This is a genomic window from Enterobacter hormaechei ATCC 49162, assembly GCF_001875655.1.
Taxonomy (GTDB): Bacteria; Pseudomonadota; Gammaproteobacteria; order Enterobacterales; family Enterobacteriaceae; genus Enterobacter; species Enterobacter hormaechei.
In genome coordinates, this window is the sequence record NZ_MKEQ01000001.1 from 3,820,007 (window position 1) to 3,831,920 (window position 11,914).

An 11,914-nucleotide genomic window follows, 5' to 3' on the forward strand; every position below is an offset into this window, starting at 1 on the left:
TTACGTTTTTGATGCGGGTAAAAAAACACCCACGCCAGTTTAAGAATTTAGGGCGGGAGTATACTGCAAATGCCTTCGGGCGTCAGCCCTGCGGGGGGCGAAGATCGCTCAGAATCCAGGCGAAGACGGTATGCATAATCATGCAGTCGAAAAAACAGTGATTCTGCGGTTGGTCGAAAGAAAGCAACAGAGTAAATTAGCGGCTTTGCGATACGAAACGAGACTGACCTATGGCGAACTGGCACTCCATTGACGAACTGCATGATATTTCCGCAGATTTACCGCGCTTCACCCAGGCGTTCACAGAACTTGCCACCCGTCTCGGGCTGGAAATCGCGCCCCTTGACGCCGATCACATCTCTTTGCGTTGCCATCAGAATGCCACCGCCGAACGCTGGCGGCGTGGGTTTGAGCAGTGCGGAGAACTGCTGTCGGAAAATATCATTAACGGTCGCCCAATTTGTCTGTTCAAACTTCACGAGCCGGTAACGGTGGCCCACTGGCAATTCACCGTGGTGGAACTGCCCTGGCCGGGTGAAAAGCGTTATCCGCACGAAGGCTGGGAGCATATCGAAATTGTTCTGCCGGGGGAGCCAGAGACGCTGAACGCCCGTGCGCTGGCGCTGCTTTCCGACGAGGGCTTAAGCCAGCCGGGGATTTTCGTGAAAACCAGCTCACCAAAAGGGGCGCGCGAGCGTTTGCCAAACCCTACGCTTGCCGTAACGGACGGTAACGTGACGGTGAAATTCCATCCCTGGACTATCGAGCAGATCGTCGCCAGCGAAGCGTAAGCATTGTGAGCGTCGATCCAGACATGAGTCGGGCAACATGCCACGATGGTACGTTGAGTGAAATTTAAGGAGGATGACATGGCGCTGCTGGAAATTTGTTGTTACAGCGTGGAGTGTGCCGTCACTGCGCAACGGCAGGGGGCCGATCGTATTGAGCTTTGCGCGGCACCGAAAGAAGGGGGATTAACTCCGTCCTTTGGGGTGCTGAAATCAGCCCGCCAGGCCGTGACCATCCCGGTGCACCCGATTATTCGCCCGCGCGGCGGTGATTTTTGTTATACGGCGGCTGAGTTCAGTGCCATGCTTGAGGATATCGCCCTCGTCCGTGATTCCGGTTTCCCGGGGCTGGTGATCGGTGTGCTGGACGAAGACGGCAACATCGATATTCCGCGTATGCGTCAGATTATGCGCGCCGCCCAGGGGATGGCGGTCACTTTTCATCGTGCGTTCGATATGTGTCAAGATCCGATACAAGCCTTTGATACGCTGGCAGAACTGGGCGTGGCGCGCGTTCTGACGTCGGGCCAGCAGTCCTCGGCTGAAAAAGGACTGAAATTAATTACGGAACTAAAAGCACATTCCGGTGTTCCAATAATCATGGCGGGCGCAGGAGTACGCGCCAGCAATCTGGAACTGTTTTTAAACGCAGGGGTGGAAGAGCTGCACAGCTCGGCGGGTAAATGGATACCTTCGCCCATGCGTTATCGCAATACAGGGTTGTCAATGTCGACGGATGCTGAAGCGGATGAATACTCACGCTACGGTGTGGATGGAGAGTCGGTTGCGGTAATGAAATCGCTGATTGAACGTCATCACGTGTAGCAACGTACCGATTTTTACCGCGCATCATGTCGCCCAATATGATGCTTGCTTGTACCAGGCCCCTGCAATTTCAACAGGGGCCTTTTTTTATTCCCCTCACCCTAACCCTCTCCCCAAAGGGGAGAGGGGACTGCTCGGTGCTGTCTTTTCACCCTCGCCCCTTGGGGAGAGGGCCGGGGTGAGGGGTAATACTACGGCTTCGTCGCAATCAGCACCACACGCATCGGTGCAGGATAGCCTTCGATGGTTTTGCTGTGATCGTCCGGGTCGAGGAACTGCTCCAGCGATTCGGTGATCATCCAGTCGGTGCGGCGCTGCTCTTCAATAGACGTCACGCAGACATCGGCGATGCGTACATCGACAAACCCACATTTCTCCAGCCAGTTCTTCAGCGCCAGCGCGGACGGGATAAAGTAAACGTTGCGCATCTGCGCATAGCGATCCCCCGGCACCAGAACGGCATGTTCATCGCCTTCGATAACCAGCGTTTCCAGCACCAGTTCGCCGCCGCTGACCAGCTGATCTTTCAGCTGCCAGAGATGCTCCAGCGGGGAACGACGGTGGTACAACACGCCCATTGAGAACACGGTATCAAACGCTTTCAGGGCAGGGAGTTGCTCGATGCCCAGCGGCAGCAGGTGCGCGCGCTGATCGTTGCCCAGCAGTTTACGCACCGCTTCAAACTGGCACAGGAACAGCTGCATCGGATCGATACCCACCACCAGATGCGCGCCTGCGCCGATCATGCGCCACATGTGATAGCCGCTACCGCAACCCACGTCCAGAATGGTGCGCCCGGTCAGATCGGACAGATGAGGCAGAACGCGATCCCACTTCCAGTCGGAACGCCACTCGGTATTGATGTTCACGCCATACAGCGAGAACGGCCCTTTGCGCCACGGCATCAGGTTACGCATCAGCGTTTCGATACGGTTGATCTGCCCGGCCGGGAGCGGCTCTTCACTTTCCGCCGTCACGCTGTGCAGTAAATCCAGACGATGAGGCGTCAGTTCCGGCAGAAACTCCACGGCGTTGGACCACTGCTTCAACAGCCCATGTTGCTGATCGCGCTGCCAGGTGGCAATTTGCGCCGGCAGGGTTTCCAGCCAGTGGGAGAGGTGGTTTTTGGCAATCAGCTGATAGAAATTCCCGAACTCGATCATGCTGCGTCTCCGCCTTTCAGCGCCACCAGAGAGCCAAAGTTAAAGCACTGGAACCACAGTTCGCTGTGTTCAAATCCGGCGTTGCGCAGGCGCGCTTTATGGGTTTCCACGGAGTCCGTCAGCATCACGTTCTCCAGCATGCTGCGCTTCTGGCTGATCTCCAGCTCGCTGTAGCCGTTTGCACGTTTGAAATCATGGTGCATGTTGAACAGCAGTTCGCCCACGCTGGCGTCTTCAAAGCTGAATTTCTCAGACAACACCAGCGCGCCGCCCGGGTTCAGGCCCTGATAAATTTTATCCAGCAACCGCTGACGGTCGTCCGGCACAAGGAACTGAAGGGTAAAATTCAGGACCACCATCGAGGCGTTCTGGATGTCGATATCGCGGATATCGCCTTCCACCACCTCAACAGGCGTAGGGGCTTTATAGGCGTCAATGTGGCGACGGCAGCGTTCAACCATGGCCGGAGAGTTATCGACAGCGACGATCTTGCAGCCTTCGTGATGAACGTTACGACGAATGGACAGCGTTGCCGCACCCAGCGAACAGCCCAGGTCATAGACCTGCGTACCGGGTTGAACAAAACGCTCCGCCAGCATGCCGATCATGGAAATAATATTGGAATAACCGGGAACAGAGCGCTGGATCATATCCGGGAAGACTTCGGCTACCCGTTCATCAAAGGTCCAGTCGCCCAGGCTGGCGATAGGCGCGGAAAAAAGCGTGTCGCGATCTGACATAACGTAAAAATCCGGGAAAAATAAAGGGGCATATTGTGCGCTAATGGAAGGAGAAAACCAACTCCCACGGCATATACCAAAGGTTAGCCAGCACCATCAGCAAAAGCGAGCACCAGGTCGCGCTCATGCCGGAACGACGCCAGCGGATCAGGCGGTGGTGAAAACCGTAATAATGCATCAAACGACCTGCTATCAGCAGCAGCCCACAGACGTGCACCATCCAGGTTTCTGCGCCATCCATCTCCATTAACAGCAGTAAAATTAACGCGACGGGAATGTACTCGACTGCGTTGCCGTGGATCCGGATTGCGCTTTGCAGTTCAGAAAAGCCCCCGTCACCGTAGGAAACGCGGTACTGCATTCTCAGGCGCACAACATCAAACGAAAATTTAATCAGCAGTAATGCACCTAACACCGCATACAGCGCGCTGACCATACTAACTCCCTGTTTTTGGCAGATGGCACGTCTCTATGATAAGGGGTGATTTCAGAAAAGAGAAGATTGTTGTGGGATGGACGGCGCGGGGCCAACCGACGGAACCGCCTGCTGCAAGGCCTGCCAGAGAGCATCGACCAGTTCAGGTGCCTGGGCGATATCCGGCGTATGTAAAAAGAGGTACGGTGTGGTGGTGTGCTCCCATTTCGCTAACGTTTGCAGCCAGACGGCGAACATCTCTTCATTTTGCAGCATATTATCGCTGCCGATAAACCGGACCATTGGGTTTTGTGCCGTTACGATCGCGTGAACGGGCACTTTTGGTTTTTTGCGCTGGGCATCAACGACGGCTTCGCTGTGCGGGATTGCGCTGTGCACGGGGCGGCTGTCGAGGATCACACGGTTGACCGAACGCTCATGCAGGCCGCGATTCAGCGCTTTCTCCGCGTCGCCTTTGGCAAAGAATTCCGGATGCCTCACTTCCACGCCGTAGGTGAAGCCACGGGGCAGGGCATCCAGAAATTGCCAGAGGGCTGGCAGGTCGCGGGGACCAAACGTCGCGGGAAGCTGGAGCCAGTACTGGCCAATACGGTTGGCCAGAGGCGACATCCGGCTGAAAAACTCATGGGTTAAATCATCACAGTTGCGCAGCGCGGCGTTGTGGGAGATGGTCGCCGGGAATTTAAAACAAAAGCGGAAGTCGTCGGTGGTCTGCTCGCGCCAGCGTTCGACGATCTCTGGGCGGGGCAGGGCGTACAGCGTGGTGTTGCCCTCCACGCAGTTAACATGTCGGGCGTTATTAACTAACTTACTGATTTCAATAATACTCTGGCGCTGCTATGTATGCTTTGGGGCATCTGTGGGGCAAAATCCGCGAGCCTCTGATTCAGCATTGCGATCTGCTCACTACTGCTGTCTGCCATCCACGCACCGTATACGTTAAAGACCATCTGGGCGCTCGCATGGCCCATCTGACTGGCAATGAAGCTGGGGTTAGCGCCAGCTGACAGGGACCAGCATGCATACGTGTGACGCGACTGATATGCTTTCCTGTGCTTTATCCCTGCTCGCTTCATAGCCGCGTCCCATAAATCACCTATCGAGTCAACTTTGTAGATAATCCCCACCTGCTGACATCTTCTGACCAGCTGAGGGTTGAAAACAAATGTACACTCGTGGCTCTCAGTTCTGCCGTACTCGCGCAGCTGAACATCGATCTGATGCTTTTTTCCAAGCCTGGTCATTTCCGCCTGATTCCTCAGGACGCTGATCGCAGGCTGAATGAGGTGTATCACTCTGTTGGTACTGGCCTCAGTTTTCGGTAGAGTGAATTCACCCAGTTTTGTATAATTGCGCCTGATTGTTATTGTTCCAGCTTCAAGATCGATATCCTCCCAGGCCAGGGAGGTCAGCTCCCCATGACGGACCCCTGTGTATACTGCTAGTGACCACAGGTTTTTCGTCTGCTGATGCCGGCATGCATCAATCAGGCGAATAAATTCGTCACGAGTTAGCGGATCTGGCTCTGCCCTGGCTTTTTTAAGAGGCTTGATCCCGTCGAATGGGTTCGCCTCTAAGTAACCGTGATCTGTGGCAAACTGAAACATTCCGGCAATAGTTGTCATGTAATAATTTACGGTGACAACACTTCGTCCCTTTGCCGGGACCTTCCCCTTCATTGGCATCTGGTGACCAGTCAGTAAATCTTTCCTGATATACAGTAATTCCTCTTTCGTTACCGCCGACACCAGCCGATTACCCCCGATCCTTGGCACCATATTCCTTGCGACTGACTCATAACGGTTGAGTGCGTTCGCGCAGATTTCCATTCTCTTCAGATCCAGCCACTTTTCGGCAAGCTCTGACACTGTAATTTCTTTCTTACCCACCCCAAAAGTCTTGAGGTTAGGGGAGTCCGGAAACTGTGACGCGTACTCAAATGTGCCTGTTCTGATGGCAAAACATACCGATGTCCGCAGTTCCCCGGCGATCTTCCTGTTCTTAGCGGTGTCAGGGACACCGAGGTTCTCCCTGACACGCTTACCTTTGAAATTAAACCAGATGCGCAATGTGCCACCGTGGTTTTCGACGCCTGTTGGATATGTAACTTTATCCATTGATTCCTCCAGACGCCCAAGAGCGATATGAGATTACCTTTTTCATGGCCTCAGATCACCCAGGCTGTTTGTTTTTCATTGAGGCCACCCACGCATCGACCGCTTTACGGTTATACATGCACTCGCTGGAAGGTTTCGGATTTCCGTCAGGTGAAACATGCACATATTCCCGCCCAACCAGCCAGCATTCTTTTCTGGCCCGGAGGATGGTTCCGGGCTTGAGCCCGGTAACCGCAATCAGAACCTTTTCACTAACCCAGTCATTCGGTACCAGAAGAACAACGTCGCTCATAATCACCTCACATCACACTCAGACCACGGCAGCGGCACCACGCATTATTCAAATCGACCATTTCACCCATTGGCGGCCTCCTTGCTAAATCCGGCGTTGATAACGCTTTTGGCTATTTCGCTGGCGGTGGCGTAGGCCAGCTCTCCATCCTCACCAATAACTGCTTTCATCAGCTCATTCTGGAGAACGCTGTCATAATCGCGGGGCCAGAAATCTGTCGGCATATCGAACGCCATGCAGTAGAAGAAGGTGTCGATAGTTATTTTGGCCGCCTCCTTCTCGCTCCTTTCGGGCTGGCGATAACCGGCCTCCCATAATGCATCGACTATCGCTGACGGATCGCTCTTTGCTGCCTTGATCAGCGCCACCAATTCAAACAAGTTGGATTCACTCACTGGCGGCCTCCAGCTTTGTTTCTGCGCGGTGTACGCAGCGCAGGAAAGAAGAGGGCGTGACAATCTCCCGCAGCTCTGCAATCAGATAGCTGTCACGCGTGTGATGCATCTGCCGGTTATGCTCTTTCTCCTGATGGCGAAGCACAGATAAACGAGCGGTGATGATTCGCTTCTTTTGCCCAATGGTCCGGCGGGCATTCTCTGCCCGCTTGCGCCAAGCCTGATCGGCATCATGCTTTAACAGTTGGCCGTCGATTACGATAAGGCCTTCTTCGGCCAGCGCCAGCTGCTCGAGGCATTCCCCAATTGTGTTCAGGGAGTCGGTCTTGATCATTGCACGGTCCATCATTTCACCTCGCTGTCTGCGTTCGCCACGACGTTATTCCACCCGCCAAAACTATTAACCATCTCTCCCAGCCTTGAGAAACAGGCATTCATCCAGCGGATGCCCCTTGGGTTTAGAGCTGGCACAGTTCCCCAATCGACGAAGTCCGCATTGCTGCGATGCATATATTTGATCAGGTCCAGCATCCGGATGTAATGTGCACGGCGACGCTCCATACTCCATCCCTTATCAGCGAGGTACGAGTCGATGAATCCCTGTAATGCTGTCTGATTAAGCGAAATATCACCGTACTGGTGGCGATATACAGGGCGACGGTGCAGGCTGACCAAATGAAACAAGTAGGCATCACATACACATGTCAGAGCCTGCCGGTGGGCCAGCTCAATAGAGCCAGCCGGATTCCAGATATCATTATTCACTTCAGAAGCCCTCCGGCTTAATGATCTGAAATCGCCCCACTGATGGGTGCTCAAGAATTTGGTATGAATCTGTCGCTTCTTTCGGCCGTGGTGCTCGCTGGTTCCAGATGGCCGCAGCCATATCACGAGCTTGCGGAGCTAGACTCACACTGCAGCAATCGCAACGGACTACAAACATTGGCTCGCCTTCATAAAGCACAGAATCGAAATCTATTTCATCGTTGCCACAAAGTGGGCAAGGAAGCAGTTCCATTATTTGGCCTCCGGTGAATAAATCGCTTTGTCGTGGCTGTACTCGCCATTCCAAGTCTTTTTCATTGGCAGCTCACCTTTCATGTACAGCTGATACAGACGGTGACAGCCTTTCTCCAGCAGTACTGGCGTAAACTTCGTGAAAGCATCCTTGCCGTGCGGGGTGATCTGCGTCTGGTCTTCCGTCAGATATTTGTCGCGGGCATATGAGGCGACGCGCCAGCGCGGATCTTTCTCTGGGTCGCGTTGCTCGTTAAACACCCAGCCACGCTCGGACGCCCACCACATCATTTTGTTGATGTTGACGCCGTTCAGCGCCTTGCTGAATGCTGGGATCGTCATGCCTTTGGTGAAGTGCTTCTCCAGGCTTTCAACAGTGGCGCTGAGGGTCCTGGTTTCGAGTGCAGCGGCTTCGGCGCGTTCTTCGGCTTCAATTACCATCAAGGCAAGTTCTTTTCGGCTAAGTGTCAGCGGTGTTGCCGGCGTTGCAATAGAGGCGCGGCGGGTGAAATAAAACTCAGCCATATCGTCGTAGAATTCCCAGGACTGATCTGTCTCGAGAATTTTGGCGTGGTTAGCTGCACCGCGTTCAGTCCAAAGAGTCAGGGTGCGAGCTTTGCTTGAGATTTGCAGTCCGCTGAAAGAGTTGCGCAAAATTTCAACATCTCCGCCAGAAAGCTTGAAGTAATGTTTACCTTCAACGAACCGGGATTTGTTGCGGTTGAAGTTGTTGGTGATCATCTGCTCGGTTGCGCCATATCCTGCCGCCAGCTGTTCAGTGGTCACAACTCGCTGACCGCGATACTCGATGATCTGCAGGTCACGGGCCGCTACTGGTGCTAATTCTGCTTTCATTGCCATCTTCATTGCTCCTTAATGCAAAACGTGATTGGCTGGCATTGTTTTACCGGTGCGCAGCTGGGCAGCGAGATCTACAAAAATCTCGTCGAGAAACTCTGCGAACCACGAATGACCGACTTCTTTCAGGCGCTGATCGTTGGCGTAGTAGAACTGGTAAACCGCCAGATAGCGTTCCTCAGGCTTGTGCTCGATCAGTGCGCACTCCACATGCTTAATCAGCAGATTTTCAATAAGTTCCCGGGTTAAGCCGAAGGTAAACTCCTCGGTTTTAAACTGGTATTGCCCGTCACGGAGTCCCCAGCGGTTTTCGCAGCTGATGAGATAAAGAAGGGCGACCGTACCGCGCATGGACTGGACGACGGTTTGAGCCCACTCATGCTGCTCTTCTAAAGTAAGGGAGCCCTTGCCATAGCGGTTTTCGTCAAGCATCCAACCAGGAATCGTTACGTCGGATTGCTTCTGGATTTCCTTCAGGCGAGCAACAAGCTGCTTCACGTTATCTTTTTCAAAGTCAGTCATCTGTCTTTCTCCCGGTTATAGGTTTCATGGCTCATTACTTCCCAGTTCTTGCCGCCATCGCGGGATAGTAGCCGCCAGCGGTGATTTACCTTCAGGCTCAGATTCCCGGTGCCGATCATGCGGCAGGGGTGAATCCTCCTCGCTCTGAACTGGCTTAAAACGTGTGCTGCTTTGAGGTGAACCCACTCAGGAATTCGTATCGCTGTAAGAGCCATCAGATCCCTCCATTTCATGACCCTCCGTTTTCGGAGCCTCCACTTTTTGTTTTTTGACGAACTCGACCAGCTCAGAAATGAGCTCGTCGATTAACTCCTTCCCGCTATCCGTAAGGAATTCACCGCTGCCATTAACATCAACAGCGCTGCTGTAAATTCCCTTGATAGCTTTTACGCCTTCGACATTCCCGTACTCACTGATCGCAAGCCTTTCGAATTTTCTCAATAATCCATCGAGAAGAATCTCTGTTAACTCGACCGTGTTAATGCCGCCTTTATTGAGCTTAATAACAAGGCAGTTACTGCCTGTTTTACGCTGGTGGCGTAATAACGCTGCTTTTAAAATTCGGCGGCGATATGTCTCGATTAATTTATCCATTGCGGCGAGCCTCCTCCTCTAAGCTCATAACAATTTCCTCTTCTTTTTCGGTCCAATCATGAATTTCGCCAGCAATGTCATAAACAAGAGAGCAAATAGTTTTAAGTTGGAAATGGTCCCAGTTTGTCGTGATATTCAAATAATGTTTGCGATAAACCAGCCAGTTGCTCGGCTTTGATGTTCACAACCTGAATGTCTTGCCTTTTTAATAAGCTCATAATTACCGACCATATGCTTTTTAAGATAAAGACGAAGCGATTACCTCGTAACCGCAGGCCGCATAAAGGCATGCTGTTCTATATGCCGATTTATCAATGATGAAAGTCATACGAAGCGCCTCACAGCCAAAGAAGCCACCACCCGACCGTGAATTTTGATTTCTTTCTGTTCATCGGTATTAAGGGTGAAAGTTTCGTATATGATGGTTATCAGAAATGATTTTTAATGGAGCCATCAGCTAATGGCTCAATTCTCTTAATGAAAAGACATGGGCGACCAAAAGCATCCATTGTGTAAACATAAATGCCAGAGGTAAGCGCACGTCCACCGCAATCAACGAAAGCCACAACCTCACATGGTTCGATGGTCGGCTGCATTGAATCACCTTCCATCCGGCAGCTTTGTACGCGGTTGCCAAAGTCATTGATGTTGTCAGAATCCGAACAGCATTTGAGGCGTTTTAACTGGCTGATTAACTGCGACGGAATTTTGCATTTTCATTTCCTAAGGGTGAGTTTGTCCCCACCAAGAAAGGTGTTAATAAATAATGTTAATTAATTTTAAATTTTGTCGGCTTGCTTGCAGATGGTTTCTTGCAAGTCGTCTAATTTTTCATAAACGATAGTTAGTGTACCGATAGCCGACAATTCCGGAGGCATGCAATCCATAGCGTTAGATAAAGCCATTCTGCAATTGGCCAATATCAGCAGACCATGAGTTAAGTTGATTGGACGTTATAATACTTGTTGGTTCTGTAAATTCACCGGCACTGCTCGTTTCCTGAAATGAGCCACAGAACATCAGAATGAAGAATGTTAGCCAATTGGATTAACTGGTCAGCAAACGGAACAGTTTTTTCCGTTTCCCAGTTGTTAATGGTTTCGGTTGTTAAACCAAGATGATCAGCCAAAAAATCCTGAGAGAGTCGAAGCGAAGATCTTTGATTTAATATTCTTTTGCCGATGGTTTTGGCTACGGTGATTTGAGTATTCATTTCATTGGCTCCGTTGTTTGCCGATGAATGAAACTTTATCTCAAAGATAAATTTTGGGTAAATATCTTTTTGATAAATTATGATAAATTAATGGTTATGATATTGATATATATAGTAAATTATTTTGTGCAGGGCATAAAAAAACCAGCCGAAGCTGGTTTTTATATGTATGAGTCTCACCCCAAACGGTTGTATGACATTTGCCATCTACCGACAACTAAGCCCTGAATGTGAAACTCGCTTTGATCAGTTTCAGATACAAACCATTTTTCGTAAGTTGAATTATCGCTGATGACTACCAGCTTGTCCTTAAGCAGCTGTAAGCGTTTGATATGAAAGTTGTCACCATAAACGAACGCATAAATCCCATCACCTATCAACCGGTTTACCGTAACGTCTATAACGACAAGATCCCCAGGGAAAAATAGTCCCGAGCATGCTATCGCCGACAACCGTGCAGATTTTCAGGGAGGTAGGGCTACGCCCACCAAACATCCTTTTAGCCTCCTCTGGATCAAGTTCAATCGATTTAACTATTTCAGGATAGTCCATGTTCATCCTGCCACTTCCGCAACTGAACTCAGTGTCCAGCACCTCAATTCGGTATTGTTGCTGATTTTTTGTCAGTGGATTTATGAAAAAGTTAGGCTTGGTACCAGATGCATCAACATCTGCTCTCTTTGAATCCATCCAGCCATGGGGCAGGCCCATACTTGACTCAATTCTCCTAGCTATTATGTCACCAATGTTACGAGAGGCGTTAGAGCCAGATAACTGACTCAGTTGAGAAGGGTATACCAATTTTTTCAGCAATTTGTGCCTTGGTATAACCTTCCACGATGTACTCACCAATCAACCTGTTTAGGTTCTGACGTCGAATGTTTTTTATGTCCATGACCAAATACTCCCACTTTTTAGCAATATGATAAATACCCAATTTGATAAATTTATCTT

At 51.1% G+C, this 11,914-nt stretch carries 19 protein-coding genes and 1 pseudogene; 2 read left to right on the plus strand and 18 right to left on the minus strand.

Annotated elements, in window-relative coordinates:
- The first annotated feature begins 230 nt into the window (after positions 1–230).
- Both BH712_RS18820 and cutC read left to right on the plus strand, forming a co-directional pair.
- Entirely contained in the window at positions 231–791 is a 561-nt protein-coding gene (locus BH712_RS18820; RefSeq protein WP_006811094.1) for a VOC family protein, read from the plus strand.
- Between the two features lie 78 nt (positions 792–869).
- Complete coding sequence (cutC, locus tag BH712_RS18825) at positions 870–1,613, plus strand: copper homeostasis protein CutC (RefSeq protein WP_032673910.1); 744 nt, start codon at positions 870–872, stop codon at positions 1,611–1,613.
- A 191-nt stretch (positions 1,614–1,804) separates the two neighbouring features.
- Here cutC and cmoB read toward each other — a convergent pair whose 3' ends face one another.
- The 18 genes and pseudogenes from cmoB to BH712_RS25215 form a co-directional block, all read right to left on the minus strand.
- On the minus strand, positions 1,805–2,776 hold the full coding sequence (cmoB, locus tag BH712_RS18830) for a tRNA 5-methoxyuridine(34)/uridine 5-oxyacetic acid(34) synthase CmoB (RefSeq protein ID WP_006811092.1): 972 nt from the start codon (positions 2,774–2,776) through the stop codon (positions 1,805–1,807).
- Positions 2,773–3,516 (minus strand): carboxy-S-adenosyl-L-methionine synthase CmoA, encoded by a 744-nt coding sequence (gene cmoA, locus BH712_RS18835; protein ID WP_006811091.1) that lies wholly within the window; start codon positions 3,514–3,516, stop codon positions 2,773–2,775. Before cmoA ends, cmoB begins: the two co-directional genes overlap by 4 nt.
- Positions 3,517–3,556: 40 nt before the next feature.
- Positions 3,557–3,952: an MAPEG family protein gene (locus BH712_RS18840; RefSeq protein WP_003859737.1), complete on the minus strand. Its 396-nt coding sequence runs from the start codon at positions 3,950–3,952 to the stop codon at positions 3,557–3,559.
- A 51-nt stretch (positions 3,953–4,003) separates the two neighbouring features.
- Positions 4,004–4,777 carry a DUF72 domain-containing protein gene (locus BH712_RS18845; RefSeq protein ID WP_050806420.1) on the minus strand — a complete coding sequence of 258 codons (774 nt, stop codon included), beginning with the start codon at positions 4,775–4,777 and terminating at the stop codon, positions 4,004–4,006.
- The gene (locus BH712_RS18850; RefSeq protein ID WP_006811089.1) at positions 4,756–6,069 is read right to left on the minus strand and encodes a tyrosine-type recombinase/integrase; all 1,314 of its coding nucleotides are present in this window, start codon (positions 6,067–6,069) and stop codon (positions 4,756–4,758) included. The genes BH712_RS18845 and BH712_RS18850 overlap by 22 nt, the downstream gene beginning before the upstream one ends.
- Before the next feature lie 55 nt (positions 6,070–6,124).
- Positions 6,125–6,361 carry an excisionase family protein gene (locus BH712_RS18855; protein WP_006811088.1) on the minus strand — a complete coding sequence of 79 codons (237 nt, stop codon included), beginning with the start codon at positions 6,359–6,361 and terminating at the stop codon, positions 6,125–6,127.
- A gap of 62 nt (positions 6,362–6,423) precedes the next feature.
- Complete coding sequence (locus BH712_RS18860; RefSeq protein WP_006811087.1) at positions 6,424–6,756, minus strand: hypothetical protein; 333 nt, start codon at positions 6,754–6,756, stop codon at positions 6,424–6,426.
- Complete coding sequence (locus BH712_RS18865) at positions 6,749–7,090, minus strand: hypothetical protein (protein WP_226869021.1); 342 nt, start codon at positions 7,088–7,090, stop codon at positions 6,749–6,751. The genes BH712_RS18860 and BH712_RS18865 overlap by 8 nt, the downstream gene beginning before the upstream one ends.
- An 11-nt stretch (positions 7,091–7,101) precedes the next feature.
- Positions 7,102–7,521, minus strand: coding sequence for a hypothetical protein (locus BH712_RS18870; RefSeq protein WP_006811085.1), 420 nt, complete (start codon positions 7,519–7,521; stop codon positions 7,102–7,104).
- Position 7,522: 1 nt separating this feature from the next.
- The gene (locus tag BH712_RS25385) at positions 7,523–7,774 is read right to left on the minus strand and encodes a Lar family restriction alleviation protein (protein WP_006811084.1); all 252 of its coding nucleotides are present in this window, start codon (positions 7,772–7,774) and stop codon (positions 7,523–7,525) included.
- Positions 7,774–8,634 carry an ORF6N domain-containing protein gene (locus tag BH712_RS18880; RefSeq protein WP_023337029.1) on the minus strand — a complete coding sequence of 287 codons (861 nt, stop codon included), beginning with the start codon at positions 8,632–8,634 and terminating at the stop codon, positions 7,774–7,776. The genes BH712_RS25385 and BH712_RS18880 overlap by 1 nt, the downstream gene beginning before the upstream one ends.
- Before the next feature lie 12 nt (positions 8,635–8,646).
- A complete protein-coding gene (locus BH712_RS18885; protein ID WP_006811082.1) occupies positions 8,647–9,153 on the minus strand; it encodes a hypothetical protein in 507 nt (168 codons plus the stop codon).
- Positions 9,150–9,386: a ParE family toxin-like protein gene (locus BH712_RS25390; protein WP_420890500.1), complete on the minus strand. Its 237-nt coding sequence runs from the start codon at positions 9,384–9,386 to the stop codon at positions 9,150–9,152. The genes BH712_RS18885 and BH712_RS25390 overlap by 4 nt, the downstream gene beginning before the upstream one ends.
- A complete protein-coding gene (locus tag BH712_RS18890) occupies positions 9,340–9,747 on the minus strand; it encodes a hypothetical protein (RefSeq protein WP_006811080.1) in 408 nt (135 codons plus the stop codon). Before BH712_RS18890 ends, BH712_RS25390 begins: the two co-directional genes overlap by 47 nt.
- A gap of 428 nt (positions 9,748–10,175) precedes the next feature.
- Positions 10,176–10,343 carry a hypothetical protein gene (locus BH712_RS25205; protein WP_242431996.1) on the minus strand — a complete coding sequence of 56 codons (168 nt, stop codon included), beginning with the start codon at positions 10,341–10,343 and terminating at the stop codon, positions 10,176–10,178.
- Positions 10,344–10,726: 383 nt separating this feature from the next.
- Positions 10,727–10,960 carry a helix-turn-helix domain-containing protein gene (locus BH712_RS18905; RefSeq protein WP_071850062.1) on the minus strand — a complete coding sequence of 78 codons (234 nt, stop codon included), beginning with the start codon at positions 10,958–10,960 and terminating at the stop codon, positions 10,727–10,729.
- A 176-nt stretch (positions 10,961–11,136) separates the two neighbouring features.
- Positions 11,137–11,412, minus strand: coding sequence for a S24 family peptidase (locus tag BH712_RS25210; RefSeq protein WP_338322496.1), 276 nt, complete (start codon positions 11,410–11,412; stop codon positions 11,137–11,139).
- A 308-nt stretch (positions 11,413–11,720) separates the two neighbouring features.
- Positions 11,721–11,914 (minus strand): annotated as a pseudogene (locus BH712_RS25215) (hypothetical protein); the annotation flags it as partial.

Excerpts from the sequence above, each read along its gene's own strand:
- BH712_RS18880 (WP_023337029.1), bottom strand. The coding sequence starts at position 8,634 with ATGGCAATGAAAGCAGAATTAGCACCAGTAGCGGCCCGTGACCTGCAG.
- BH712_RS18855 (WP_006811088.1), bottom strand. The coding sequence starts at position 6,361 with ATGAGCGACGTTGTTCTTCTGGTACCGAATGACTGGGTTAGTGAAAAG.
- cmoB (WP_006811092.1), bottom strand. The coding sequence starts at position 2,776 with ATGATCGAGTTCGGGAATTTCTATCAGCTGATTGCCAAAAACCACCTC.
- BH712_RS18840 (WP_003859737.1), bottom strand. The coding sequence starts at position 3,952 with ATGGTCAGCGCGCTGTATGCGGTGTTAGGTGCATTACTGCTGATTAAA.
- BH712_RS25390 (WP_420890500.1), bottom strand. The coding sequence starts at position 9,386 with ATGAAATGGAGGGATCTGATGGCTCTTACAGCGATACGAATTCCTGAG.
- BH712_RS18820 (WP_006811094.1), top strand. The coding sequence starts at position 231 with ATGGCGAACTGGCACTCCATTGACGAACTGCATGATATTTCCGCAGAT.
- BH712_RS18885 (WP_006811082.1), bottom strand. The coding sequence starts at position 9,153 with ATGACTGACTTTGAAAAAGATAACGTGAAGCAGCTTGTTGCTCGCCTG.
- cutC (WP_032673910.1), top strand. The coding sequence starts at position 870 with ATGGCGCTGCTGGAAATTTGTTGTTACAGCGTGGAGTGTGCCGTCACT.
- BH712_RS18905 (WP_071850062.1), bottom strand. The coding sequence starts at position 10,960 with ATGAATACTCAAATCACCGTAGCCAAAACCATCGGCAAAAGAATATTA.
- BH712_RS18850 (WP_006811089.1), bottom strand. The coding sequence starts at position 6,069 with ATGGATAAAGTTACATATCCAACAGGCGTCGAAAACCACGGTGGCACA.
- BH712_RS18865 (WP_226869021.1), bottom strand. The coding sequence starts at position 7,090 with ATGATCAAGACCGACTCCCTGAACACAATTGGGGAATGCCTCGAGCAG.
- BH712_RS25385 (WP_006811084.1), bottom strand. The coding sequence starts at position 7,774 with ATGGAACTGCTTCCTTGCCCACTTTGTGGCAACGATGAAATAGATTTC.
- BH712_RS18890 (WP_006811080.1), bottom strand. The coding sequence starts at position 9,747 with ATGGATAAATTAATCGAGACATATCGCCGCCGAATTTTAAAAGCAGCG.
- BH712_RS25205 (WP_242431996.1), bottom strand. The coding sequence starts at position 10,343 with ATGCAGCCGACCATCGAACCATGTGAGGTTGTGGCTTTCGTTGATTGC.
- cmoA (WP_006811091.1), bottom strand. The coding sequence starts at position 3,516 with ATGTCAGATCGCGACACGCTTTTTTCCGCGCCTATCGCCAGCCTGGGC.